The following is an 882-nucleotide window of genomic DNA, read 5'->3' as shown; positions in this document are numbered from 1 at the left end:
TTGAAATACCTGATAATTGTTTTTTAAGATTATTATTCTCAACTAAAATTTCTTCTACATTACCTACAGAGTTCTTAAACTGTTGTTGTAACTCAACCAGCTTGGTACTTTGCTCTGTTTTCATTTCATTTAATTCTTTCTGTATTTCTTTTTTAGCATCATCTACGTCAATTTTACGTGCTTGAGTTACTTTGGTTTGCGCTGAGTTAATTTCACTTTGTGTAAGCGTGCCATTTTTTTTCTTTTCCCATAACGCATCATCTTGCTCTGAGCGTTGTTTTGCAAGCTGTGTATTTACACCTTTTATTTCGGCTAAAGTAGGGATTTTTAAATAGGCACCATTTTGAATATGATTAAGATTTTGTTCTAAAAATGAGTTGGGGTTTTTGTTATACAAGGCCTGCATAACTTGATAAATGCTGACGGAGTTATCTGGGCGCACTTTAGCCGCTATACGCCAAAGTGTGTCTGTTGGTTTAATTGGCCCAATAGATCGCCCTTGCGCACCATAGTCAACGCCTTTAGGCCCCTTTAATTGGGTACTGTCTTGAGAGTAAACTGGCGTTACTATCAATGCAGACGCTAATATAATAAGTGTAACTAAACCGCGCATGCTGATCCTTTAATATTTAAATATTAACAAAACACTTAAAGCTTAAGTGCATAAATATTGTTGATTATTGCTGTTATCAGCCAAATGACTGACTCGCATTTATTATTACAATCTATTTTTATTGCAAGCTCTATTCCAATTACAAACTATAAACCAGTTAAGGCTTAATATCCATCGCAACACCTTGAAAATAAATGCCTTAAAACATCTTTATAAATATTAATTTATTGAGTGTTATCAATCAGTTTTTATACTTTTAAAAATAAACG

The 882-nt window shown here is 33.2% G+C and carries 1 protein-coding gene; it reads right to left on the bottom strand.

The annotated features are described in order from the left end of the window. Window positions 1-613 (bottom strand): FimV/HubP family polar landmark protein (locus GQR46_RS20155; protein WP_277344158.1); only part of this gene is annotated, 613 nt, incomplete at its 3' end. Between the last annotated feature and the right edge of the window lie 269 nt (window positions 614-882).

It is taken from the genome of Pseudoalteromonas sp. Z1A6 (assembly GCF_011378745.1).
GTDB lineage: Bacteria > Pseudomonadota > Gammaproteobacteria > Enterobacterales > Alteromonadaceae > Pseudoalteromonas > Pseudoalteromonas arctica.
The sequence above is the reverse complement of the archived record's forward strand: the minus strand, read 5'-3'. Positions and strand labels throughout refer to the sequence as shown.